The organism is Mesotoga sp. HF07.pep.5.2.highcov, assembly GCF_003666285.1.
GTDB lineage: Bacteria > Thermotogota > Thermotogae > Petrotogales > Kosmotogaceae > Mesotoga > Mesotoga prima.
On sequence record NZ_JFHJ01000714.1, the window covers coordinates 1 to 2,238 of the forward strand.

2 protein-coding genes and 1 pseudogene are annotated in these 2,238 nt (G+C 43.0%); all 3 read left to right on the top strand.

All coding sequences use genetic code 11. The features are described from left to right. A pseudogene (locus BG32_RS15190) lies at positions 1–464 on the top strand (radical SAM protein); the annotation flags it as partial. Then, positions 436–1,155, top strand: a complete 720-nt coding sequence (locus BG32_RS15195; RefSeq protein ID WP_006491968.1) for a response regulator transcription factor — start codon at positions 436–438, stop codon at positions 1,153–1,155. The pseudogene BG32_RS15190 and the gene BG32_RS15195, both read left to right, overlap by 29 nt. 4 nt (positions 1,156–1,159) lie before the next feature. Further along, the coding region (locus tag BG32_RS15200; protein ID WP_121527086.1) for a cell wall metabolism sensor histidine kinase WalK at positions 1,160–2,238 on the top strand (1,079 nt) is incomplete at its 3' end.

The window sequence follows — 2,238 nt, forward strand, 5'->3', positions numbered from 1 at the left end:
TGGAGTTAGGAAGGAATAATGATTTTCGCAGGGTGAAGATGTATTACATATATGGAGCTGTTTTTGAGACCCATGATGACAGGACAGAAATATCGAAAACCGTGCATCAAGCTTTAAAGATGGGTTATTCAAGCGTAGTGCTTAGTTTGAACCCGCTGATTCCGAAACCCGGCACGCCGTTTGAGCATATGCCAATGGAGTCGGTCGGCGTTCTTAGAAAGTTAGAGAGGGAAATAAGATCGGAACTGATGATGGAGGGAGTCAAACTCGATTTTGAGAGCCTTAGAGAATCGCGGTTGCAGTTTGCCCTTGCCAGCATCGATAGAGAAAAAGGAAGAGAATTACTTGAACTTGTCGAGCGTGGAATTGATCCAACACCTATTCTGAACAAATACGCAGAGGATGTGAATTCGAAACGGAAGGAGTGGAAAGAGCATGGCAAAGAAGAGTATTCTGGTCGTTGATGATGAACCTTCGATCGTGGAGCTCCTTACTTTCAATTTAAAAAAGGAGGGCTACGAAGTCCTGAAAGCTTATGATGCAGAAGAAGCGTTGAAGATTGCCGAAGACAACGAAACAGACATGTTTATCGTCGACATTATGCTTCCAGGAATGGATGGATTCGAACTTGTAAGAAACCTTAGAGCGACAGAGAAGTTCAGACAGACACCCGTAATTTTTCTGAGTGCGAAGAGTGAAGAATTCGACAAGGTGTTGGGGTTAGAGCTTGGTGCAGACGACTACATCACCAAACCGTTTAGTGTTCGAGAAGTGCTGGCTAGAATTAGAGCGGTATTTAGAAGAATTCAGCAGAGTGCGCAGGCAAAAGAGGAAAGGCCAAAGAAGATACTCGCAAGAGATCTCGAAATCGATACAGAAAAGTACGAGGTAAGAGTGAGGAATAGAATGGTTAACCTTACCCCTCTTGAGTTTGAACTACTAAGATTCCTTGCAGAGAACGAAGGAAAGGTTTTCAGCAGGGATGTGCTTCTTGATAAACTCTGGGGATACGATTACTACGGTGACACAAGAACTGTTGATGTTCATATCAGAAGACTTAGAACGAAAATCGAAGAAGACGCTTCTACTCCGAAGTATATAATTACAGTCAGAGGAAAAGGCTATAAGTTCAGAGATCCCGGAAAGGAAGATTGATTAATTGCTTTATGCTGTCCTCGCTGTTGTTGCGGTGATAGCTTTTCTCTTCATGATTCTGTTTAGACATGAGAATCAAAAGAATAAGAGATTAGAAGCCGCTAAAAGGCGCTTTGCGGATCTCGTCGAAGTTCCGAGAAGCGCCGAGTTTATCTTTATATATAAGAAGGTTCAACAGCTGATCTCAAGTATGAAAGAAGAGATTGCTCTTCTAAATGCCAGGATCGAGAACCTTGTCACGATCTTCGACAACTTGAGCGATGCTTTCTTGATAGCCTCGGAGGACGGAAAGATCGAATACGCCAACAAAGCTGCGCAAGAACTTTCTAGCAAGCAGCTCGTAGGTCTAAGAATCAGTGAAGGGATAGACAGTTACTACATTGGCGATCTCTTTGAAGATTCGGTTAGAACTCAGGAGAGTCAAGAGTCCGAGATAACTATATATTATCCCAGAAGATCGGTAAGAAATTGCAAGATAATGAGAGTCACTCTTAAAAGTGAAGTTAGATATCTCATCCTTCTCCGCGATATCACGAAGGAGAAGGAAGTTGAGGCAATGAGAAGAGATTTCGTCGCAAATGTCTCCCACGAGCTTAGGACACCGCTAACATCAATCCACGGATACGCTGAAACACTTGCCGAAGACGATCTTGAGGATAAAGAGACTGTCTACAGATTCCTTTCTATAATTGAAAACGAATCTGCCAGAATGACGAGATTAATTAACGACCTGCTCGATCTGGAAAAGCTTGAATCCGGTGAAGCATCATTCAGCAAAGAGGATGTGGAGTTAGGGGAGGTAGTCAACTACGTAATGAGAATTGTTGAGCCTCTCGCAAGTGAGAAGAATGTCTCCATAAATGTCGACGTAGATGAAGGGATTTTTGTGGAGGGTGATTTTGACAGACTTGTACAGCTTCTATTGAACCTTGTAGACAACGCAGTGAAATACACCTTTGCCAAGGAACACGGGCCAAAAGAAATCTGGCTCAGAGCCTATGCCCAGAATAACTCCGCAATGATAGAAGTAGAAGATACTGGAGTTGGAATACCGGAAGACTCTTTGAAACACATTTTTGAGCG

Coding starts and splice junctions, on each gene's coding strand:
- BG32_RS15195 (WP_006491968.1), top strand. CDS start 436: ATGGCAAAGAAGAGTATTCTGGTCGTTGATGATGAACCTTCGATCGTG.